Origin of the sequence: Bremerella sp. JC817 (assembly GCF_040718835.1) — a bacterium.
In the GTDB taxonomy this organism is placed as follows: domain Bacteria; phylum Planctomycetota; class Planctomycetia; order Pirellulales; family Pirellulaceae; genus Bremerella.
Map to the genome: position 1 here is coordinate 351,047 of NZ_JBFEFG010000281.1, position 23,458 is coordinate 374,504.

Sequence of the window (23,458 nt, forward strand, 5' to 3'; positions counted from 1 at the left end):
AGTCCCTTTTCTTTTGCGCCTACGCAATCGTTAAGTCCCGACGACGAACGTGCCGCGTTGGATCCATTCCAACTCGGGTCGAATGGCCTGGAACTGATCGAGCAGAATCTGCAGATCGACCTGAGCGGCCTCGAAGTTCTCGGCCGCCCCGTGCTCTTCCATCCGCTTTGCCGCTTCCAAACCGCTGCTGGCAGAGAAGTAGCCAAACGAACCTTTCATGCTATGGGCACTTCGTTGCAGTTTCGGGCCATCGCGATCGGTCAACGCGTTTTGGAGTTCATCGAGCAGCCGGGCGCTGTCTTCCAGGAACACGCCTATCAGCGCAACCAGCAGATCGTGATCGCCACCCACGTTGGTCAGCGCCGCGGGGTAATCGACCAGCTTAAGCGTCATCGTGTCGTCCGACTCTGGCTCGTCGAATATTGGAGGTGCTGTTTCTTCCGCTTCGACAAGCTCCTCGGTCGCCGCGAGCTCAAGCGTTTGCGTTGTCATCACCCGATCGATCACCTCATACAGCACATTGGCATTGATCGGCTTGGTGAGGTAATCGTCCATGCCTGCTTCCAGGCATCGCTCGCGATCTCCTTTCATCGCATGGGCGGTCATCGCCACAATCGGAATGCGAGAGCCTTGCTCAGCCTGAAGTCGGCGGATCTCGGCCGTGGCGGCGAAGCCATCCATGATGGGCATCTGCACATCCATCAGGACCAAATCAAATGGTTGCGTTCGATAAGCATCGACGGCCTGCTTTCCATCGGCAACCACGTGCACCGTGTGGCCACACTTCTGCAGCAGCAGCGACGCCAGTTTCTGATTCACAAGGTTGTCTTCGGCCAGCAGGATGCTGTAGGTCCGCAGGCCAAACGCATGACTTTCGCCGCTGGTTTGTTCCTGGCGACGGGCCAGTTCTTCAAAGCCGAGCACCGTCACCATCGCGTCGAACAAGTCAGACTGCTTCACCGGCTTGGTGACCACGGCGTCGATCCGGCAGGGCAACTCTTGCATGGCCGCTTCGCTCATCACGCCATGCGTTAGAAGGATCGCTTTGGCATCGCCGGCCCCCAGGTCAGACTGCATCCGGCGTAGTAGTTCGATACCTTCGATCGACGGCATTTGATCGTCGACGATCAGCACCTTTTGCGAGGCCGACTTGTCGCTGTCGTTTTGCCAGAAGGCCAGCGCCGTGCCCCCATCTTGAAACGGTTTGAGAGCCAGCCCCCAGTTCCCAAGCATTTCGGAAACGACGTTCAGCGACGACTGATTATCGTCGACCAACAGTACATCGTTGGCCAATGCTTCTTGCGGGAAAGGCTGGAGCCGCGCATCGGTCAGGCCACCCTTTTTCATACGGGTGGTGAAATGAAACGAGGTTCCTTCGCCGACTGAGCTTTCGACCCAGATTCGGCCGGCCATCAATTCCACCAGTCGCGAACAGATGGAAAGCCCCAGCCCGGTACCGCCGAATTTGCGGGTCGTCGAGCCATCGGCCTGCTCGAATGCGGCGAAGATTTTTTCGAGTGACTCGGGTGGAATCCCAATCCCCGTGTCGATGACGCTGAACTGAAGTGAGACCATCTCAGGATCATCGGCTTCTGCGATGTCGACGCGCAACACGACTTCTCCGGCCTCGGTGAACTTGATCGCGTTGCCCACCAGGTTCACAATGATCTGTCGCAGGCGAACCGGATCGCCTAGCACCTCGGCCGGAACATCGGGGCGAATGTGACAAACCAGTTCCAAGCCTTTGCCATGGGCCCGGAATGCCATCGTCTTCATCAGGTCGCCCAGGACTTCGCGCAGCTGAAACGGGATCTCTTCCAGCACCAGCTTGCCTGCCTCGATCTTCGAGAAGTCGAGAATGTCGTTGATCACTCCCACCAACGCATCGGCGGAAGTCTTGATCATTTGCAGGTATTCACGTTGCGAATCGCTCAAGTCGGTCTCGAGCAGGATTTCGGTCATCCCAATGATGCCGTTCATCGGGGTGCGAATCTCGTGGCTCATATTCGCCAGGAACTGCCCCTTGGCCTGGTTTGCGGCGTCGGCCACTTCCTTCTGCTGCTGAATCATGTCGTTGGCCAACGCCAGCAAGTGCGACTGGGCCTGAATCAACATATGGACCGACATCAACCGATAATTACCATCTTCCCAACGAACCGCGATCGGTTCGTAGGCAGCATCACGCGAGCGACTCAGGGCTGCTCGGGCTGCCTCGTGAATGCCAACATCGCCTTGCAATTCGAGTGGCTTGATATTGATTGCCTCGAACAAAAGCCGGATCGGTCGCTGCGAATAGAGATCGCGCGAGAACAAGCGGCTCATGTACTCCAGGAACTTTTCGCGTGAGATCACCCCCAGCAGTTGATCTTCGACCAGGATCAAAATGCCGGGCAGGTCGTGGTTGGCGTTGAAGATCTCTTCGACCTCTTTGGTGTGCGTGCCCGCCGACACAGCGATCTCGTGGGCCGGCAATTCCGCCAGGGTCGAATTACTCAGCAGTTTGGAAAGGTCAGAATAAATCATCGGATCGCCACGGCGATTTTGGCGGTATCGAACAAAAGAGCATGTTCCGCGTTGTTAGCAGGCATCGGCGTTGAATTTGGCAATGCGAATCGTCTTCGCCGCGTCGTCGAAGGCAAACTGATCCATGAAGGCCTGCATCAAAACGAGCCCACGATTGCCAATGCGATCCAAGGCATTGGCCGCATTGGGATCGGGAATCGAAGCGGGATCGATACCGGGCCCATCGAAGGCGATTTCAAACTCCGCCTTGCTGGCCGACATCTCGGCATGGACGCGAACCTTCCGATCACGGAACGGCTCGGTCATACGACGCTCTTCAACGAGGGCCAATGCTTCCGGTTTGCCAAGCTGCAGTTGATCGATTTCATCGAGCGTTAGTTCCAGATTGCCACGATAGCATGCACTGAACAGAGCCCCTTCCAGAGCCATGCCAAGCCGGACCTGACCGCTGTCTTCGCAGACGCCGAGACTTCCGCAGATCTGCTGCAGCATCTCGACCAGGCGTTCGAAAAGGATTGGTTCGTTGTCGAGCTCGAAGGTGAACTCGGCGGTTCGCATGCAGCTTGTAAGACGTTCGTAATTCTTCTCGGCCAGTCCCAAGGCACGCACCTGTTGGACGGTCGGCACGAGTCGCTCGGCGATCAGGCCTTTCGGAACATAGCATGCCGCGCCTTGTTCCAGGGCTTGGACGGCCAGTTGCTCGCTGCCATGGGCGGTCGTCAGAATGACCGGGATCTCGGGGTAGATCGTCTGCATCCGCATGACCAACTCGAGCCCGTTCATTTCAGGCATGTTCAAGTCGGTGACGACCAGGTCGATCTCGTCGCTCATCGCGTGCAGCTTTTCGAGGGCGTCCATTCCGTTCTTGGCCTTGGTGACCGAATCGTTCGCCGGATCTTTTTTCAGAATCGCTTCGATCAGGTGCAAATCGACCGGCGTGTCGTCAACGATCAGAATGGTGGCCATGGGAAACCTCTCTTGCGATTCCGTGCATGAATGGAAAACCTGACGCGTGGGCGTCGATCAGATAGTCGAGCCTTGGCAGCGGCTTGAGTAGGCATCTGCGAACTCGAATCTGAAGAGCCGTTAACATAGCGTTCGGTTTGGGTTCGAGTTATTGGTATACCGCTACGTGAGATTCGGACCGCGTGACATTGGCTCAAATTCACGGAACCTTCATGCAGCCCTAACGGATGTGAACCGCAGCTTCATCCACTCCAAACATTCCACCACGACTTCTTCTGCGATGTGCTTTTTTTCATGGCCGCAGCACCGCCGATTCGCACATCCATGTCCGAGTTCTCAAGGATCGTGCCTCGCAGAATCGAATTGAAGAACTTCGCTCCGTTGAGCTTCGCACCTTCCAGGTTGGCGTCCGTCAGATCGGCCCCGATGAAGATCGCCCCTTCGAGGCAGGCCTTCTTGAGCGACGCTCGCCGCAGGTTCGCGCCTTTCAAATCCGATGATCGCAGGTCGGACCGGTTCAGGTTCGCTCCAGAGAAGTTCGCCCGCAGCTTGGCCATGCTTAGATCGCAATCGGAAAGTCTGGCCCCTTCGCACTGGGCTCCGTTCAAATCGGCATAGCGGAAGGTGCATTGGTGGAAGTCTCCTTCCATCAGCAATGCCGCCTTCAGCTTGGCGTTGGAGAAGTCGGCCCCGGTCGCCACGACACTGGTCAGATTGGCTGCTGCCAGGCAGGCATCTTGCAGACTGGCCCGTTCCAGGATCGCTCGGGCAAGATCGGACTCGCGAAGATCGGCGATATCGAGAATTGCGCCGGTCAGATTTTGCTCGACCAGCAGGGCACCGGACAACGGCAGACTGGAAAGCTTCGCCCCTGCCAACGACTTCAGTGGAAGCCGGCGGAGCGTCTCACCAGACGACTTGTGGCGAATCTCAATCATTCCCGCAGTTCGTCAATGTTCCACCGCCCTGCCCTGCACGCGACAACGAATGACGTGCAAAGCAACGTCGATGGACTTGGGGTTGGCTGGGATTGAAGTTGAAATTAGCGAGCCTAGATTAGGCTGTAAAACGAATTTTCAACGTTCGCCAATAGAATCAACCAACCTTAACAAACTGCGAAATAGCAGGGGAAAGACTAGCCTTTCCCCGCTTCCAGACATTCCTTCGGCGTGATCACACCGTCGTGATTCAAGTCGTAGCTATCGAATTCGGCGACCTTCGATTCACTCCATGACGAGGTGTACTCGTGCATCATGACCTGACCATCGCCATCCAGGTCGTTGCGGGTAAACCAATCTGGCAGCCCCTTCGGTAGACGCTCGGTGGCAGTGAGGAAGCGATAGGTTTCCTGCTTCGGCGAATCGCTGGAGCGGCTGCGGCCCGATGAAGATCCACGAGCGAAGCTTTCGTTCCGCTGCGTCAGTTCGTCAAGCGTGATGCGGCCGTCGCCATTCTTGTCGTACTCTTCAGCGTTACGAAGCCCGCCCCATTCGTCTTTTTCGAGTGTGCCATTGCCATTGCGATCGTTACGGCGCATTAAGCTCTCGGCGTATTCTCGGAAACGATCGTCACCACCACGGCCACGATCGTCACCTCGACGATCATCCCGGTCGCCACCGCGACTGCCGCCGCTACTACGGACCACACGTTCGCAAAGTTCTTCCATCGACAGGCGACCATCTTTGTTCTTGTCGTCCTGGGTCGGATCGTCCCGCCAACGGACTTCCTGCCATTCGGTGCCGTCCAGGTAGTGGTTCTTATTCTTGTCGTAGCGATCCATGATGCCCATCACTTGATCGACCACCGACTTACCATAGCGATCTTCCAGCGACTTGCCGTTGACCGGTGGCGGTGCATCGAAGCCCTGGGCAGGTTCGGCATCGGACGAAACACCAAAGCTCATGCTGGCCGAGTCGACCCCCTTTTCTCGCTCTTCGCGAGCTTCTTTGACTTTCTTGGAAGCATCTTCGACGTTGATGCTTTTGCTGTTTTCCAGACCAGTGCCGGTGAGGATCCGCTTCAGGAATTCTCCGCCGCGACCTTCCAGTTCTTCCCCTTCGATCTTGCCGTTTCCATCACGGTCGAAACGCTTCAGCATTTCGGCCGGATCGAAACCTCCGGGGCCACCTCGACCACCTCGGTCGCCGCCCCAACCTCCACGATCGCCACCGCGATCACCGCCTCGGTCTCCACCACGATCCCCTCCTCGGTCACCGCCGCGATCTCGACCACCACGGTCGCCTCCGCGGTCGCCGCCATCATCGCCACCGCGATCACGACGAAATCCACCACCTGGGCCACCGCCGCCCGGTCCGCCACCTTGCCAACCGCCAGGGCCGCCACCACCGGGTCCGCCGCCTGGTCCACCTCCCCCTGGTCCGCCACGCTGCCATCCACCAGGAGGTCCTTGCGCGAAAAGCGATTCCGTCGAGATGGCAATCAGCGACAGAATTACCAGTGCCAGGCCAAGATGAAAGGAAGAACGGGCGATCATGGGCATGATCCTCTTTTCCATGAAATGAAATCGCAGCGAGCAGCAAATGCTTCTAACAGTTTAATTCGCATTGCCTGCTACCGTTAAACCCCGCGAGTTGCTTTTGGGTTGTGCTCTCAAACCGGCAAACCGCGTAATTTTCAAGAATTTGGTCATGATTCAGCAAATCTCTCGAAACCTTGCCCACTTCGCATGGTTGACCTCCCTTAGGCACATGCCCCATGCGGCTTTCAGGCCCTCCTAAGGCATGTGACCTGCTAAATTGAAACTCAGACCCCTCGTTTGGGCGAGATCTCCCACTATTCTGAAAGGTGCCTCGATGAAGTTTTTTGTGGCTTTGGTTTGCGCGGGGGCAATGGCCTTCGCTACGAGTTCGGTCATGGCTCAGGGTCCCGGTGGCGGCCCCGGCGGTCGTGGTGGTTTCGGCGGTCAGGGTGGCCCTGGCGGCGGCACCGATCTGTTTGGCCTGCTGAACAACGAATCGGTCCAGAAGGAAATCGAGATCGTTCCTTCGCAGATGGACGACATCCGCGAATTGAGCCAGGAAATGCGTTCGAGTATGGGCGATATGTTCCGTGGCATGCGTGACGCTTCGGAAGAAGAACGTCAAGAAATGTTCGACAAACTGCGTACCGCTCGCGAAGAAATGGAAAAGGACCTGAGCAAGATCCTGATGCCAGCTCAGATGCAGCGTCTGAAGCAGATCCAGGTTCAGCAGCAGGCCAGCGGTCGTGGTGGCCTGTCGATCACTAACGGTCGTATCGCGGAAGAACTGGGCCTGTCGGAAGACCAGATCGCCGATCTGCGTGACAAAGCCGAAGAACTGCAGACCGAAATGCGTGAAAAGCTCGCTCAGCTCCGTAAGGACGCCGATGACGAACTGCTGAAGCTGCTGACCCCAGAACAGCAGAAGAAGTGGAAAGAAATGGTTGGCGAACCGTTTGAACTGGAGCAGCAGCGTGGCGGTTTCGGCGGTCAGGCCGGTCCTGGTGGCCAAGGTGGTCCAGGCGGACAGCGTGGCCAACGGGGTCAGCGCGGTGGCCAGCGTGGTCCAGGTGGCAACGACGGCGAAATCTAAGTCGTTGACCAGCCTGCGTTTACGCATGCAAATTGAGAATCTTTGCGACCCCTCGCCACTAGAAATGGCGAGGGGTTAATCGTTAAGATCGGAATCCCCTATGTTTGTTTTGGGAATTCGCGAAACAATTGGCGGTTGCAAAACGTTTAATACTTAGCAAGCTAAAGCCTATCTACCATTCCACTTCGAATGGTTTGCCCCGCTCAGGGGCCGGTAAATCGGTCTTGCGCGGTTCACTGATTTCCCTCCCTCTCCCTCTCTTGGTAACACGTCTTCATGGTCGATGCTGGTGAAATTCTGTTGAGTTGTGGATTGTTGACGCCGGAACAGGCCGAGATTGTCCGCAACGAACAGGAATCGAGCGCGGACTTCATCCCGAAAGCGGTTCAGCTTTCGTTCGTCGAAGAAGATGCCGCCCTGAAAGCACTCGCCACGGCGGTCGGGCTGGATTACATCGATCTCAACCATACCGAGATCGACATCTCACTGATCAAAACGATTCCGCAGCGGTTAATCTACCGCCAGTCGCTGCTGCCGGTTCGTCGTGAAAATGGAAGCATTGTGATCGCGACCAGCGATCCGTTCGATCTCTATCCCCTGGACGAAGTCGCCTCGGCCACCGGCCTGAGCGTGGTGCCGGTGGTCGCCGGTCGGGCCGAAATTGCCAAGCTGATCAAAGCCAACCTCGGTGTTGGTGGCGAGACCGTCGAAGGGATGCTCGCCCGCAAAGAGGAAGAAGAAGCAGGCGTCGAACTGCTGCAAGACCTTGATGACGAAGGGGGCGAACTCGCCGAGATCGAACAAGAGGCCTCGGTGATCCGTCTGGTGAACGAAATTTTGCTCGAAGCGATCGAATCGCGAACGAGCGACGTTCACATCGAAACCCAAGCCAACAACGCGGTGGTCATCCGATACCGTATCGACGGCATGCTGCACTCGCAGCCTGTTCCGCCGGAAATCAATTACTTCCAGGCGGCGATTATCAGCCGTTTGAAGATCATGTCGCGATTGAACATCGCGGAAAAGCGACTGCCGCAAGATGGTCGTATGAAACTGAAAGTACGCGGTCGCGAGATCGACGTTCGTGTGTCGGTGATTCCGATGATCCATGGCGAAAGCATCGTCATGCGTATTCTCGATAAGGGTTCGCTGTCGTTCGACCTGCAAAAGCTGGGGATGGATAAAGACGTCTACAGCGACTTCCAGAAGATCATTCGCCAGCCGCACGGAATCATTCTGGTCACTGGGCCAACGGGTTCTGGTAAAACGACTACGCTGTACAGCGCGTTGCTCGAAATTCGTGACGAAGCGACCAAGATCATCACCACCGAAGACCCGGTTGAATACCAGTTGGACGGGATCAACCAGATTCAGGTCCACTCGAAGATTGGTCTGACCTTCAGTGCTTCGCTGCGTAGTATCCTCCGTCACGACCCTGACGTGGTGCTGGTCGGTGAAATTCGAGACTTGGAAACGGCTGAAAACGCGATCCAAGCCTCGCTCACAGGTCACTTGGTGTTCAGTACCCTCCACACCAACGATGCCGCCGGGGCGTTTGCCCGTATGGTCGATATGGGCGTCGAACCGTTCCTGATTGCTTCGACGGTCGAAGGAGTGATGGCTCAGCGTCTGGTGCGTCGCTTGTGCCCTGAATGTAAAGCTCCGCACGAAGTCAGCCGAGCCGACTTGCCGGACGACTTCCCATGGGACGAGCTAATGTCGAAGGAAGAACATTGCTTGTACCATCCCGTTGGCTGCCGCAAGTGCCGCGGCGTCGGCTATGCCGGCCGTATGGGTATCTACGAACTGCTGGTATCGTCCGAGAACCTGCGTCAGATGGTTCACGACAACGTCAGTAGCTGGGAAATCAAGCAAGCCGCGATGAAGGAAGGCATGACCACCTTGCGTCAGTACGGCTGGCGAAAAGCGATGGGCGGCGTCACTTCGGTCGAAGAAATTCTTCGTGTGACCAAGAGTGATAATCTTCGCGGAAGTTAGTTAGAATACGGTCTCCTACCTTCAAGAGCCTACCAAGAATATGCCAGACTTCGCCTACGTCGCCCGAAACCTGCAGGGACAAAAAGTCGCTGGCAAGCTTTCTGCGCAGACAGAAGGCGAGGTGATCAATTCGCTGACGGCCAAGTCGCTCTTCCCGATCGAGGTCAAGCTCGAGAAGCAAGGGGCTCGGTTCCAGTTTGGTGGCAAGCGAGTTAGTCCGACCCAAGCCGCCACGTTCTACGCCCAGTTGGCATCGCTGGTCCGCAGTGGTGTGCCGCTGATGCGTTCGCTGAACGTGCTGCACGACCAGGCCTCGAACCAGACGCTGAAGGCCGTGTTGGACGACATTCGCAGCCGCGTCGAAGAAGGCGAACCGCTCGACTCAGCCATGGCTCGCCATCCGCGGGCATTCAGCGACATGGCCATCAACATGGTCCGTGCTGGTGCCGAAGGTGGCTTTTTGGAAGACGCCTTGGAACGTGTTGCCGCGTTCACGGAAGAACAGGAAGACCTCAAGGGCCGCACCATGAGTGCCTTGGCCTATCCGATCTTCCTGGGTGTGGTCGGCTCCGGCATCTTAACCTTCCTGCTGGTGTTCTTCGTTCCACAGTTCGACGAGATGTTCTCGCGACTTCGGGAACGAGGCCAATTACCCGCAGTTACCGACTGGTTGCTCTGGTTCAGCGGAACCTTGAACAGCTACGGGTTGTTAATACTAGCAGCGGTGGTGGGTCTGTTTTTGTACCTGCGAACGCTGTTTCAAACGGAGACTGGCAAACGCCGCTTCGACTATTTCAAAATCAAAGTTCCGATCCTCGGCGGGATCATGCTCGACCTTTCGGTCGCGCGTTTCTGCCGCGTGCTGGGAACGATGCTTAAGAATGGTGTTCCCATTTTGCGAGCCCTGGAAATCAGCCGCGAGGCTGCCGGGAACCGCATTCTGGCGACCGCCATTGCCAATGCTTCGGAAAACATTTCGTCCGGTGAATCGTTGGCTTCGCCCCTCAGTTCGTCCGGTTATTTTCCGAAAACAGTGGTCGAGATGATCTCGGTCGCTGAAGAATCCAATTCGCTCGATCGCGTTCTGGTCGAGATCGCGGATGGCCTCGAACGTCGCACGTCGCGTCGTCTCGACCTGGCTGTCCGCTTGTTAGAACCGCTGATGCTGCTGGTGATGGCCTTCATCGTGTTGATCGTCGTGATCGCCTTGCTGCTGCCAGTCTTCCGCATGAGCGGTTCGCTGTAATCAACCAAAACTCAATCGCGCTTTCGTCCATCCAAATCAATCACGTTCACAAGGAGTAATTTTCAATGATCGTTTCTCGCCGACAACGCCGCAAGGCTGCGGGTTTTACCCTGATCGAAGTTCTGCTGGTGCTGGTTATCCTCGTGATCCTTGGCTCGCTGGTCGGCGTGTCGATCTTTGGTGTCCAGAAGCAAGCCCTGGAAAAGGCCGCCAAGACCCAGGTCGAAGGTATCGAAGCCGCGATCAAGGTCTACAAACTCAACATGAACAAGCCACCAGAAACCCTCGACGGTCTGCTGTCGCAGCCTTCCGACGACAAGGGCAACAAGTGGAAGGGCCCATACCTGGACGGCGAAGCTTTGCCGTTGGATCCTTGGGACAACGAATATCAGTACGAAGTCAACGGTGCTAACTACAAGATCTGGTCGATGGGACCTGATGGCGCCAGCGGCACCGACGACGACATCGCTGGCTAATTGCCGGCCGCAGCCAATCCTTGTGGGTGCCATGCCCACGTCCGCGTGGGTGTGCGACCTTCAGGTGCTACCAACAAGGTCGTGGACATGGCACCCGGCTTATAACGATCGAGGAAACTCTTCATGCCAAATTACTCTTCGCTTTTCAGTCCACTGCGGACACCGCGGCCCTCGGTCGCCGGTGAGCGAAGAGGGTTTACCTTGCTCGAAATCTTGCTGGTCCTCGCGATCCTGGTCGTCTTGCTCGGGATGGGTGCTCCGGCGATCTTTAATTCGCTGCAAGGTCACCGCCTGACCGTTTCGGCCGAGACCGTCCGCAACGAGTTCATGCGTGCTCGGGTCGAAGCGATGGAAACGGGCCGCATCCGCATGTTCCGTTACCAGCAAGAAACCGGCAACTTCACCGTTGCCCCGTTCGTGCGAAGTAACGACGAACTCGAAAACAATATGGCCGGCACCAGCCAAGGCATTGGCGTTTCAAGCCTCGTGCAGGAATCGGCCGAACAAGAGACCCTCAATGGGCTGCTGGAAGAAGGCGTTGTCTTCGCGGGCGAAAACGTTGAGGCCGACATGCGAAGCTACAGCCTTGGCCAAGAGCAAGGTGGCGACCTGGAAATTACAGGCTGGTCGCATCCAGTCTTGTTTTACCCTGATGGAACGACCTCGGACGCGACGGTTTATCTGCGTGGCGACGGAGGCACCATGACTTCGGTGAAACTTCGCGGCTTGACCGGGATTGCCCGGATCATGGAGCCGGACCTCTCTGCTTCGGGAGGTCCCTAGCCAATGATCGTTCGACACAAATCGACTTCGCACGGCATCACCTTGATGGAGGTGCTGTTGTCGTTAACGCTGCTGGCAATGTCCCTTGCGTTTCTGGTCCAGTTGGTAGGCCTTGGCTTCCAGAATGCCCAGCAAGCTCAAGGTCTGACCGAGGCTCAGATGATCGCCGAAACGGTGATGGAAGAAATCGCCCTCGGACTGATTCCGCCAGACCCAGTCACCGATATGAACGTCTCGATGACGAGTGACCTGTCCGCCTTGGCCGTCGAACAAGACACCCCTTGGGTTTACAGCATTGCTTGGGAAACTGCGCCGGTCGATGGCTTGATCATGGTCATGGTTCAAGTGCGTCGCGCAGGCGCCCAGTCGGCCGGCGAAAATGATTCGTTTCAAGTCGTTCGCTGGATGCGTGACCCTTCCTTGGAACTGGAAGAGATCCCCGAAACCAGCGATGGAGCCCCAACCGAAGTAGGAGGTTCGATCTAATGTCGCACTCCCGTCACTCCGGTTTTACCTTGTTGGAAGTCATCCTCGCTTCGGCACTTTCGGTGCTGGTGATGATGGCGCTCGGCGGAGCGATCCAGTTCTATTTGTTCCAGGTCACCGCCAGCCAGGCCAGCATCGAGCAGGCTCAGTTGGCGCGAGCGATCATGCGTCGAATGGAGAGTGACCTGCGCAGCGCCGTCTGGAAGAACGAGATCGATTTCTCGTCAGTGGAATCGCTCGCGACCGATTCGCTGGCCAGTGGAAGCTCGGATTTGACTGATCTCGCCGCGAGTGCCGGGATCGACGCTTCGACCGCGACCGATGCATTGGCTGCCTCGAACACTACCGACCTGGCTGGTTCCAGTGTTATTCCGACCACGATTGGCCTGTATGGCAATGCGATGGAACTGCAGGTCGATATCAGTCGCATTCCTCGCATCGATGAATACGATCCGCAGTACACCAGCTTCCGAGATCGCTCGATCGCAGACATCCCCAGCGATATCAAGACGGTCACTTACTTCCTGATGCAGCCAGGCGTTTCGACCTTGGGCCATGGAACGATCGGCGATGCCTCGATCACCGAAGCTCAGTTTGGTCTGGTTCGTCGGGAACTCGATCGCGCCGTGACGCAGTACGCAATGAATAACGGCGACACACGGAACCTCGATGCGACCGCCGAGATTCTCGCTCCGGAAGTCTCGCTGCTGCAGTTCCGTTATTACGACGGATACGACTGGCTGGAAGAATGGGATTCGGAAACGATGGGTTGCCTGCCGATGGCAGTCGACGTCGTGATTGCGATTCGCGATCACGACCTGACCCAGGCCATGCTCAACGATGGTGGCACGACCATTTCGGTCGATGAGAACACCAACCAGGTTGGCCAGGTCTTCCGCCGCTTGATTCGCATTCCGATCGGCAAGCCATACGAAGAAGTCGAAGAAGAAACCACCGACTCGACCGAAACCGAGGAGGCCGCACTATGATGAGTTCGCTGCCTGCTCGTTCACGTCGCCAAGGAGCGATTCTGTTCGTGGTGTTGGTTGTCATCATGATGATCACACTGTCGGCGTACGCTTACTCTGAATTGATGTTCATCGAGAACAAAGCGGCTCACCTATCTGGTCGCCAGATTCAGGCGCGGAACGTCGCCGAGAGCGGAATCGCCATGCTGTCGGTCTTTCTGGAGCAAGAACAGGAACTGATCGACGAGCAAGGGGGCATCTACGACAATTCCGAGATCATGCGTGGCATCCTGGTTTTTCCAGGCGACACTTCCGAATCGCGGGGAAGATTTTCGGTGCTTGCCCCGGCGCTTAACACGGATGGATCGATCGAAGGAATTCGCTTCGGCCTGGAAGACGAATCGTCGCGTGTGAACTTGAACGCACTTTTGATGCTCGAAGCTCAGGCAGAAGGTTCCGGGCGAACACTTCTGATGGCTTTGCCAGGCATGACCGAAGATGTCGCCGACTGCATTCTCGACTACCTCGACGAAGATGACGAGCCACGCGAGCTTGGTGCCGAGTTCGACTACTACAACACACTCGATCCCCCATACAACCCAAAGAATGGTCCGCTGGAAACGGTGGAAGAGTTGCTGCTGGTGCAAGGCGTCACGCCGGAACTGCTGTTCGGTCGCGACTCGAATCGCAACGGCATGGTCGACGATCACGAATGGGCCCCGCCAGCCGATGGCGATCAAGCCGCGATGGAGATGCTCGATTCGGTGCCAGAACTTGGTTGGTCGTCGTACCTGACGCTGTACAGCATGGAAAAGAACTACAGCGACACCGGTCAGGCCAAGGTCTATCTGAACGAAGAAGACCTGCAGACGCTGCACGACAACATCACGGCAACCTTCCCGACCGAATACGCCGACTTCATTTGTGCCTATCGGATCTACGGTGGTTCGACCAGCAATAGCGGCACCAACAGTGGCGGTCAGTCGGCAACGTCGGTCAGCCTCGATCTGACTCAGGAAGGTTCCAACCAGATAACGAACGTGTTGTCGCTGATCGGCACCTCGGTTCAGGTTCAGCAAGGCAATTCGACCGTAACCTTGGATTCGCCATTTCAAGACGACCTGGTGGCGATGAACAGCTACCTGCCGGCGATCTTGGATGGGATGACGGTAAACCCTTCGCCGGTGATCCCAGGCCGAATCAACATTAACCAGGCTCCCTACGAGATCCTGATGGGGATTCCTGGCATGGATGAAGAGATCGCCGGTCAGATTCTGGAACAGCGACTGCCAGTCCCAGATCCCGAAGATCCAGCGACTCGTTACGAAACATGGATCCTGCTGCGTGGCATTGTTACCACGGAGCAAATGGTGGCCCTCTCCCCCTTCATTTGTGGAGGAGGCGATGTTTATCGGGCCCAAGTCGTGGGCTACTTCGAGGATGGAAGTGCCTTTAGCCGACAGGAAGTTGTCATCGATGCCACTCAGCCCCAGCCCAGCGTGATGCTCCTTCGCGACATCTCGGACCTTGGCCGTGGACACCCCTTGGAAGTGCTGGGCGTGGAACTAGGACTAGACGACGGACAAATCGATTGATTTCAAACGGCACGCATGAAATTTCCAAATCGCTGCCGAATCCGCGAAATACAATACTACTATGGCTAAGAAACTTGCAATTGAATGGGACTCGCACTCACTGCGAATGGTGGTTGGCCGCCAGCGTGGCTCGAGTCTCGTCGTCGAAAACGCCTTGCACTTCCCCCTGGCCAAGCCGGGCGAGGAAGTCGACAAGGGTACGCTCGAATCGCGACTCAGTCGACTCGTGACGGAACAAGCCAATGCCCACGGGCTTAGCAAATTGCCGACCCTGGTTGGGGTGAGTCGTTCATCGGTCGAGCTTCAGGTCTTTTCGGTTCCTCCGGTTCCGGATGACGAGCTCCCCGACATCGTCCGTTACCAGGCCATGCGTGAATTCAGCAGCCTGGGAGAAGATGGTGTTGTCGACTTCATCAAGCTGGGTGCCGATGCCGACGGCAAGCTTCGCGTACATGCCGCGGCGATCGCCTCCAAGCAGCTTAAATCGATCCAGAAGATTTGCGAAAAGGCTCAGTTGCAGCCGCAAAGCCTTTCGGTTCGCTCGTTCGGATCGGCATACTTTGCCGCCAGCCAGTCTCGCTTCGCCGACTCGACTTTTTTGCTGGTCGAAGTCCTCGACGAACGGATCGAGTTGACCGTCGTGCATCAAGGTGATGTGCTGTTCTCGCGCTCGACCCGTTTGCCTGGCGAACCAGGCTCGGAGCATCAAACGACCACCCTCCAAGGTGAAATTCGTCGTACGATGTTCGCCGCTCAGGCCAAGGGAGTTCCGACGGCCGTTTCGCAGATCGTTATCCTGGGCGAACCCCTGGCCCCGGCGATCTGGAAAAAGTTCGGCGAAGACCTGAAAGTCTCGGTCGAATTCCTGGCTCCGATGGCCGCGGAACACGTTTCCGGCTCGGTCGATGTCAGCCCGGAAATCGCCAGTCAAATGGGCGCACTCATCGGGATCTTGCTGGCCGATGCCGCATCGCTTCCCAAGATCGATTTGCTCAATCCGCGCCGTCGTCCCGATCCGCCCGATCGCAAACGACTATTCACGCTGGGTGCCTTGGCGGCCGCTTCGGTGGTGCTGTTCTTCGGGTACTTCCTTTACAGCGGTATCTCGTCCCGCGATGCTGAGATCGAAGAGCTGAAAGCGGACATCGCCCGACTGCAAAAAGAAAACAAGCCGCTCGTCGTCGAGGAAGAAAAGGTCCTCGAGATCGACAACTGGGTCGCTTCCGACGTGCAATGGCTGGACGAACTCTATCGGATGTCGAAAGAACTTCCAACCGCCGACGAAATGATCGCGACCCGCATTCACATGCAGCCAGGCAACAGCGCCGGCGGGACCACCTCGCTGGAAGGCTACGTTGCCGACCAGTCGGTGATCGGCAAGATTGAAGCTGGTTTGATCGGTGAAAACCACGCGGTTCTCGGCAAGGGAACCCAGGAACGAAGCTACGGCGATGCCTACAGCATCAGCTTCCAAGAGTACGTAACAATCACGCCGGACGGCACCGATCGCTTCGCACCGCGTGATTACTCGGAAGAGACGGAAGAAGCCGCATCGGAAGAACCTGCTGCGGACGAACCTGCCGAAGAAGAAACCCAACAACCGGAACCTGATGCCACGGAAGTCGTCGCGGAAGAAGCTCCTGCCGCAGCCGAACCGAAGGCTGAGGTGAGCACCGAAGAAGAAGTAGCACCGACCGAAGAAGCGACTCCCGAACCAACTGCGAAAGAAACTGCCGCGCAGCCCGCTGATGTCGCCAGCACCACGGGAGACGCATCATGACCCAACGCGAACGATCCCTCGCCATCCTCGTTGGCATCTGCCTGCTGAGTGTGGGTGGTTATTACTTTTGGAACCAGTACTCGTCGGCTCTGAGCACGCGTGATCGACAAATCGATACACTGCGTAAGCGGCTGGGCGATGAAGACTTCACCCAGAAGAAGGCCGAAATGGCCATCGACCGTTTGGCCGTCTATCGCCAGCATGCCTTGCCGGAAAGCATCCGCGCCAGCCAGTCGTTCTACCAGGAACGCCTTCGCGAAACGCTGGAAACGACCGGTTTCCGTGATGTAGTGATCAAGCCGCTCAACGGTCGCCGTGGTGGCAATCACTACCAGCACATGTTCACCATCAGCGGCCGGGCCAAAATGGAAGAATTGGTGCAATTCACATACGAATTTTATTCGTTCAACATTCTGCACAAGTTCACCAAGCTGACGATGATCCCGGTCAAAGAGTCGGACATGCTCGACATCTCGATGAACGTATCGGTACTGAGTATCGACGGCGCGGAAGAAGTGCCCAAGCCGGAAGACGTTCGGATCCCGCAGTTGACGCATGGCAAGCTGAAGGATTACAGCGAAACAATCGTTCGCCGAAACCTGTTCGCGCAAGCGAACAAGCCGCCGGTATTCACTTCCAAAGAAGAAGTAGAAGCGGAACTGGAACGCAGCTTCCGTCACCGTTTTAGTGCCAGCGACCCTGACCGCAAGGACCAGGTTTCGTTCTTCCTGACCGGCGATGCCCCCGAAGGTATGGAGCTGTCGGAAACCGGGTCGCTAAAGTGGACTCCTTCTGCCTTAGGCGAATACAAGATCCAGGTCGAAGCTCGCGACAATCGCAAGCCTCCGAAATCGACCAAGCAAGAACTGCTGGTAACCGTGGTCGAACCTGCTCCGGAACCGATGCGCGAGACGACTCCGCGCCGTCCCGATTTCGACGAAGCCAAGTTCACCTATCTGACCGGCACGGTCGCCGTCGGTGGCCAGCCCAAGGCGTGGCTGAACAATCGTCCTAAGAATCAGCAGCTGCGACTTGGTCCTGGCGACACCTTCACCATCGGTTCGCTGAAGGGGAAAGTGGTCGACGTGAAAGACCGTGAAGTGATTATCGAGATCGAGGGAGATTTGAAAGTCCTTACGATCGGCCAGCCACTGGCAGACGCTGCCACGATGGGCCCGGCGAGCGATCTTTAACGAATTCGCCTGACAGCACCTCGATTAACGAGAATCTCACGAGCACCGGCAGCTAGCTGTCGGTGCTTTCTCTTTTTGCGGCCCTTCTCTAGCCGTCAAAGTCTGACATCGCGCGAAGTTTTATCACTTATACGGGTTGAAATCGGTGTAGGGGTAATTCGCTGACTACCGAATATTCCATCTAGTGCGAGGTGCGCGGTAATCCAGCTTAACAGCTGCGCAAATGCAAGTGAGGACAACGGATGGTCAGCCAACACGATCAATTTTCTATGAGCCGCTTTCTGATCGGCGCGCTCCTTATCATTGCCATGGGTATCAGCCCAGCCTTCGGTCAGGGCACCAATGGCGATGGAAGCATTCAGGTCTATCAAATTGCCCCTGGCAAACTCGACAACCTGTCGGGAGTGCTACGGCAGCTCTTTGACGGCACACCTGGTGTTTCGATTCGATCCGAGTCGAAAACCAACGCGCTGATTGTTTCTGCCCCAGCTGCCACGCAGCAGCAAATCGCGAACTTCGTTCAGCGATCGGGCTACCAGGTTGCCGCCAAGCCAGCAGTCGCGGAATCGACGGAATTGCGGGTCCGCCCGCAAACGGCTCAAGCTGCACCATTCGTCGAATCGGCTGCTCCCGTCTTTCAACGCACTAAAGACCTGGGTGCCGGCCTGACCGAATTGGAAATCAAACTGAAGAACCTGCAAGGCGAAGCCCTGGAAAAGGGGCTGGTTCGACTTGTCGGTAAGCAGATTCCGGTCAGCTACACGGCGGAAGGGGCTCTGGTCATGATGACCCTCCCTACCAACACCGAGAAGAAGGTCAGCCTGCAGGTTTACCGAAACGAAGGCACAGCCATCCTCCGCGGTGAAACCGATTCGGCCAAAAGCTGGGCCGAAGTGATCCGCGCCATGGATACGCCCTCGCACAGCGACTCCTACCGCACAACGCTCGTCTCGCTTCGCAACGCCAGCCGCGACAATGTCGAGAAGGCTTTGGATCCTCTGCGTGATGCCGAGAACAGCCTGGCCAAGCGACAGGTCTTTGAATCGTTGAAGGAAGTCGCCGGCAACAAGAAACTGCGTTGGAGCGGCGATATGGCCGCCATGATCTTCCAGCCAGGTGCCGAAGAGCAGCCAGCCGAAGAAGACGACAACGCCGCCCAGATCATCGGTCAGCCGCAAAATGGTCAACCGATCGAAGTCCCAGCGGAAGCCAACCCGAACAATCCCCAGTTCACCATCAGCCCTGAAGAGGATGGCGGCCTAATCGGTCCGGTCCAGATCGAATTTCTGGAAGGCCTGGATGTGATCGTCGTTCGTGGTCATCGCCGCGACGTCGAACGCATCACCAACATCATCAATGACATCGAACGCTTGAGCGTCGAAACGCAGCCCGTCATCGAAGTTCGCGAACTGTTGCACGCCAACAGCGAAGCGGTCGCCACGATGATCAACGAGTTGTACGAAAGCCTGCTCAACGCTCGCTACGGTCAGGTCAGCATCACCGCTTTGAATCGTCCGAACGCCATTCTGCTGATCGGTCGTGCCCAAAGTGTAGAAGGCATCCTCGAACTGATCGCCAAACTCGACCAACCGGTCGGACCAGCCAGCACGCTGCGTGTCTTCCCCCTGCAGAACCTTTCTGCAGCAGAAGCCCAGACCAAGCTGACTGAGTTCTACGCCGATCCAACGGCTCTCGGAACTCGTGTCCGCCTTTCGTCCGATGTTCGCAGCAATGCCCTGATCGTTGCTGCCAGCCCTCGCGACATGGTGGAAATCGAATACCTGCTCAAGCAGATCGACGTGCCAACCAGCAAGTCGACGCTGAAGCTGGAAATCATTCAGCTTCGTAACTCGGTCGCCGAAGACCTCGCTCCGATCCTGCAGGAAGCGATCACGGGTCAATCGACTGGTACGACTCAGCAGAATCAATCGACGGCGGAAGTTCGTGCCGCAATGCTCTCGTTCATGACGCTGGATGCCGAAGGCAAGCAGATCCTGCGATCGGGTATCTTGAACGAAGTCCAGATCACGGCCGACACCCGCTCGAACGCCTTGCTCATCCGTGCTCCTGAAAACAGCATGGAACTGGTTCTCGCCCTGGTGAAGAACCTCGACTCGCAGCCATCGGCTGAATCGCAGATCAAAGTGTTCACCATCGTCAACGGCGACGCGACCCAGCTCTCGACCATGTTGAACGAACTGTTCCAGACGGTTCAGTCCGCCAACAATCAGGCCCGAGCTACCAACGCGTTCTTTACCCCGCAAGCATCGACCAGCGGCGAATCGAGCCTGATACCACTGAACTTCTCGGTTGATACCCGAACCAACAGCATCATCGCTTCCGGTTCGTCTTCCGACTTGACCGTGGTCGAAGCAATTTTACTTCGTTTGGACCAGGACGAAGTGACCGAACGTAAGAGCACCGTGATTCGTCTGCGTAACGCTCGAGCCGACCTCGTGGCCGAATCGCTGACCGCATTGCTCCAGGAGGAAAGCAGCCTCCAAACGCTCGATCCTTCGGTGGTCAGCCCGTTCCAGCAACTCGTTCGCGAAGTGATCGTGGTGCCTGAACTGTTCAGCAACAGCTTGATCATCAGTGCGACGCCACGCTACTTCGAGCAGGTCTTGCGAATCGTCGAAGAACTGGATGCTCGCCCACCAATGGTGATGCTGCAAGTGCTGATCGCCGACGTCCGCCTGGGCGACCTGGAAGAACTCGGCTTCGAGCTCGGTCTGCAAGACTCGATCTTGTTTGACCGCAGTGTGGTCTCCAGCGGTGAACTCGATCCAGGCTTCAACTGGAACAACCAGCCCCTCGGTAACAGCTCGGCCGCTTCCAGCTTGGCAACCGCCTCGGCTGTCGGTACCCAGGGCCTGACCAACTTCGCATTGGGTCGAACCAGCAGCGCCGCAGGTTACGGTGGTTTCGTCTTCTCGGCGGCCAGCGACTCGGTGAATATTCTGATCCGTGCCCTGGAACAGGAAAGCCGAGCTGAAATCCTCGCTCGTCCGCAGATCATGACCATGGACAACCAGCCTGGCTTCATCCAGGTGGGTGAACGTGTTCCTTACATCACCTCGACCCAGCAAACGGTCAACGGCACGATCAACTCGACCGAACTGATCAACACCGGGATCATCCTCAGCGTGACCCCACGTATCAGTCCTGACGGTGTGGTTGTGATGGCCCTGCAGGCCGAACGTTCGGCGGTCGGTTCGGAAGCCAACGGTATTCCGATCTCGATCAACGAAAACGGTGACGTGATTCGTTCGCCACGTATCGATACGCAAACCGCAACGGCTGTCGTGAGTGCTCGCTCGGGCCAGACGATCGTCTTCGGCGGTTTGATCAATAACTCGGTTGAAGTGGTCAACCGTAAGGTTCCGATCCTGGGCGACGTGCCACTGCTGGGACGTATGTTCCGCTACGACAGCTACGACGCGTCACGAAGCGAACTGCTGATCATCATCACACCAATCGTCGTCCGCTCGGACGAAGACGCGGCCTTGATCAAAGAACAGGAAATGTGCCGCATGAGCTGGTGCCTGGCCGACGTCGCCAAGGTGTACGGACCGGAAGCCCTGTACGGGGTAAACCAGTCGATGCCGATGGACGAAGGGATCATCACGATCAATCCAGACGCCAACCCGGCCGGCTTCCCGGAAGTGATCTCGCCAGGGTTTTACCCACAAGGCAAGTTGCCTCCACCGACGATTCAGGCATACCCACAGTCGGGCCGTTCGATCATGAACGCTCCGCAGGGCAATGTCCTGAAGCCAGCCATGATGGAGACCATCGACGTGCGTCCGGTCGACTATCAGCAGCAGCAGTTCCAGAATATGCCACAACAGCCTATGAGCCAGAAGCCGCGACCGCAACCGCAGGGCTATCCACAAGGATACGCCCCACAGGCTACGCAGGGAGCACCGCAGCAATACCAGCCGCAGTACTACTCGCCACAGCCAGCCCAGCAGCAGCCTCGCTAACTCATCGCTTGGAACAAAAGGACTTCAACCATGCAACGCATTGCAATTGCTTTCAGTCTGGTTTGCCTGTCGGTTCTGAGCAGCGGCTGCGCCTCGGTCGGCAAGATGCCGAAGATGCCGTGGGAACCCAAGGAACCGGAAACCAAGATTCCGATCAAGATGGCGGTCACGTGGAACGACGCGGTCCGCTATAACCCCAACGATCCCGCTACCCGCGGGTTCGGTGGTCGGATCCACTTCTATGACGAAACGAACAAGCCTGTTCGCGTAAAAGGCACGCTGACCATCTATGGCTACGACGATTCGCGACCCGGCGGGATGGATCCAGAACGCCCTGACCGGAAGTATGTCTTCGAGGCCGAAAACCTCGAAAGCCACTACAGCATGTCAAAGCTGGGCCACTCTTACAGCTTCTGGATTCCATGGGATCGGGCTGGTGGCGAACAGAAAGACATCACCTTGGCTCCATTCTTCCGACCGGAAGTGGGCCAGATGGTCATGAGCGAACAGAGCAAGCACATTCTGCCAGGCGTGAACTCCAAGCAGAACGAGCTTGAGAATCAGCCAAGCCCCAGCGACATGCTGTCGCCGGAAGTCGCCCAGGTTGCCTACGAGCGAGCTAACATCGCCGCCCAGGCCCAGAAGGCTGCCAATGGCCAGTTGAAGACGACGACCATCGCCTTACCAAGCTCGATGAAACAGCGTCTTCACTATGTCGAGCCAGGTGCCAACCAGCGTCAGACGCAACAGGCCTCGCCTCGCCAGGATTACCAGGGCCGAGGCTTCCAGTCGCAGCAGAACTTGCCACAACAACAGACGCAGCCGCTCATGCAACAGCAAGCGGCTCAGCTGGATGCGGGGCAGTATCAGAGCCGTGCCCCGCAATCGCTGCAACTAAAACCAGGCGTGAACCTGCAAACGTTCCGTCCGCAGTTCTCGGAATCGCGGGCGTACAGCAACTACCTCGCAAGCGGTCACCCGATTACTCATCCGCAGGCGACGGCTCTTGCAGCTGAACCTGGTTCACCACTGACGTCACCCCAACTTCAAGGGCAACAAATCGGTCAACCAATCTCAAATCATCTTCAGACTCCACAGTCCCCGACACTGTGGCCACCCGGTCTTCCACAGACACGGTAACGTCCTCGAAGCGGCTAAGCTTACGGACGCGACGGGTGATGTCAGCGCTCACTAGGCTGGAAGGCACCGTAGGGTGCTTGAACTTGACCGTCAGCTTGGTGGGCAGGCGAGGCGTTTCGTCCTGGCCAAAGCCACTCTGAAAAGCTTGTTGGTTGAACATGCTGCCGAAGGCACCGAATCGCGAAGCACTATTTCGGGCGGAATTACCCAGCCCGGTCGCACCGGTGCCAGAAGCAGCACCAAATGGGTTCAACCCGTTGCTCTGCATCAGGCTCGACGCAGCGGAAGCGTCAGCTCCCAGGCCGGAACTGGCACTGCTGCCGGTTCCGGATGAGCTCGACGCACCAGCACCAAGCGTTGCCGCCGGCAACTGGGCCGAGAACATGTTGCTGCCGGGACTGGTGATCGAGCCACCGTTGTTGATGTTCGTCCCGCCGGTTCCGAAGTTGGTCGAAGGAACCTGGGTGGTTCCCGAACTGACGGATTGCCCCTGAGCGCGAGCTTCTACGAGGCCAACGGCCAGAGCTCCGAAAACGGCAAGGCAAACAATTTGAATTTGGGTAATGCGCATGGCTAGTCTCGTCCTTGGCGAGCTGTGTCTCCGATTCACCGCGCAGAAAAAAGCTGTCAGCCCCATTATCACGAATCTTGCCAGGAAAACCAAGGGAATTTCCATCCTCGGTGTACGGATCTTCGTACCAGGCGCCTCTTAGTTACGCCGTAGTCAGGCAAGAAGGTGTGGGTGT

At 57.1% G+C, this 23,458-nt stretch carries 18 protein-coding genes; 12 read left to right on the top strand and 6 right to left on the bottom strand.

Going from position 1 to position 23,458, the window contains the following annotated elements; all coding sequences use genetic code 11:
* Positions 1 to 30 precede the first annotated feature (30 nt).
* From AB1L30_RS24465 to AB1L30_RS24485, 5 genes are all read right to left on the bottom strand, one after another.
* A complete protein-coding gene (locus AB1L30_RS24465) occupies positions 31 to 2,523 on the bottom strand; it encodes a response regulator (protein ID WP_367016905.1) in 2,493 nt (830 codons plus the stop codon).
* Between the two features lie 54 nt (positions 2,524 to 2,577).
* Complete coding sequence (locus AB1L30_RS24470; protein WP_367016907.1) at positions 2,578 to 3,489, bottom strand: response regulator; 912 nt, start codon at positions 3,487 to 3,489, stop codon at positions 2,578 to 2,580.
* Positions 3,490 to 3,731: 242 nt separating this feature from the next.
* On the bottom strand, positions 3,732 to 4,427 hold the full coding sequence (locus AB1L30_RS24475; RefSeq protein ID WP_367016909.1) for a pentapeptide repeat-containing protein: 696 nt from the start codon (positions 4,425 to 4,427) through the stop codon (positions 3,732 to 3,734).
* Positions 4,428 to 4,624: 197 nt separating this feature from the next.
* Complete coding sequence (locus AB1L30_RS24480) at positions 4,625 to 5,587, bottom strand: hypothetical protein (RefSeq protein WP_367016911.1); 963 nt, start codon at positions 5,585 to 5,587, stop codon at positions 4,625 to 4,627.
* Positions 5,581 to 5,886 (bottom strand): hypothetical protein, encoded by a 306-nt coding sequence (locus tag AB1L30_RS24485; protein WP_367016913.1) that lies wholly within the window; start codon positions 5,884 to 5,886, stop codon positions 5,581 to 5,583. Before AB1L30_RS24485 ends, AB1L30_RS24480 begins: the two co-directional genes overlap by 7 nt.
* Positions 5,887 to 6,362: 476 nt before the next feature.
* Here AB1L30_RS24485 and AB1L30_RS24490 point away from each other — a divergent pair, with 476 nt between their 5' ends.
* From AB1L30_RS24490 to AB1L30_RS24540, 11 genes are all read left to right on the top strand, one after another.
* Entirely contained in the window at positions 6,363 to 7,061 is a 699-nt protein-coding gene (locus AB1L30_RS24490; protein ID WP_367016915.1) for a hypothetical protein, read from the top strand.
* A gap of 276 nt (positions 7,062 to 7,337) precedes the next feature.
* A complete protein-coding gene (locus tag AB1L30_RS24495; protein ID WP_367016916.1) occupies positions 7,338 to 9,059 on the top strand; it encodes an ATPase, T2SS/T4P/T4SS family in 1,722 nt (573 codons plus the stop codon).
* Positions 9,060 to 9,099: 40 nt separating this feature from the next.
* Entirely contained in the window at positions 9,100 to 10,305 is a 1,206-nt protein-coding gene (locus AB1L30_RS24500; protein ID WP_367016918.1) for a type II secretion system F family protein, read from the top strand.
* Positions 10,306 to 10,370: 65 nt separating this feature from the next.
* On the top strand, positions 10,371 to 10,781 hold the full coding sequence (gspG, locus tag AB1L30_RS24505) for a type II secretion system major pseudopilin GspG (protein ID WP_367016920.1): 411 nt from the start codon (positions 10,371 to 10,373) through the stop codon (positions 10,779 to 10,781).
* Positions 10,782 to 10,904: 123 nt separating this feature from the next.
* Positions 10,905 to 11,564 carry a prepilin-type N-terminal cleavage/methylation domain-containing protein gene (locus tag AB1L30_RS24510; RefSeq protein ID WP_367016921.1) on the top strand — a complete coding sequence of 220 codons (660 nt, stop codon included), beginning with the start codon at positions 10,905 to 10,907 and terminating at the stop codon, positions 11,562 to 11,564.
* Positions 11,565 to 11,567: 3 nt separating this feature from the next.
* Positions 11,568 to 12,050 carry a hypothetical protein gene (locus AB1L30_RS24515; RefSeq protein WP_367016923.1) on the top strand — a complete coding sequence of 161 codons (483 nt, stop codon included), beginning with the start codon at positions 11,568 to 11,570 and terminating at the stop codon, positions 12,048 to 12,050.
* Entirely contained in the window at positions 12,050 to 13,039 is a 990-nt protein-coding gene (locus AB1L30_RS24520) for a hypothetical protein (protein WP_367016924.1), read from the top strand. The genes AB1L30_RS24515 and AB1L30_RS24520 overlap by 1 nt, the downstream gene beginning before the upstream one ends.
* Complete coding sequence (locus AB1L30_RS24525) at positions 13,036 to 14,613, top strand: hypothetical protein (RefSeq protein ID WP_367016925.1); 1,578 nt, start codon at positions 13,036 to 13,038, stop codon at positions 14,611 to 14,613. Before AB1L30_RS24520 ends, AB1L30_RS24525 begins: the two co-directional genes overlap by 4 nt.
* A 61-nt stretch (positions 14,614 to 14,674) precedes the next feature.
* A complete protein-coding gene (locus AB1L30_RS24530; RefSeq protein ID WP_367016927.1) occupies positions 14,675 to 16,393 on the top strand; it encodes a hypothetical protein in 1,719 nt (572 codons plus the stop codon).
* Positions 16,390 to 17,586 carry a hypothetical protein gene (locus AB1L30_RS24535; RefSeq protein ID WP_367016929.1) on the top strand — a complete coding sequence of 399 codons (1,197 nt, stop codon included), beginning with the start codon at positions 16,390 to 16,392 and terminating at the stop codon, positions 17,584 to 17,586. The genes AB1L30_RS24530 and AB1L30_RS24535 overlap by 4 nt, the downstream gene beginning before the upstream one ends.
* Positions 17,587 to 17,855: 269 nt before the next feature.
* Positions 17,856 to 21,572, top strand: a complete 3,717-nt coding sequence (locus tag AB1L30_RS24540; RefSeq protein ID WP_367016931.1) for a secretin N-terminal domain-containing protein — start codon at positions 17,856 to 17,858, stop codon at positions 21,570 to 21,572.
* Between the two features lie 982 nt (positions 21,573 to 22,554).
* Here AB1L30_RS24540 and AB1L30_RS24545 read toward each other — a convergent pair.
* Complete coding sequence (locus AB1L30_RS24545) at positions 22,555 to 22,980, bottom strand: BON domain-containing protein (protein WP_367017880.1); 426 nt, start codon at positions 22,978 to 22,980, stop codon at positions 22,555 to 22,557.
* On the opposite strand from AB1L30_RS24545, the gene AB1L30_RS24550 reads away from it, so the two are divergent.
* Positions 22,865 to 23,206, top strand: coding sequence for a hypothetical protein (locus tag AB1L30_RS24550; protein ID WP_367017903.1), 342 nt, complete (start codon positions 22,865 to 22,867; stop codon positions 23,204 to 23,206). The two genes, AB1L30_RS24545 and AB1L30_RS24550, sit on opposite strands and share 116 nt — an antisense overlap.
* Positions 23,207 to 23,458: the final 252 nt, after the last annotated feature.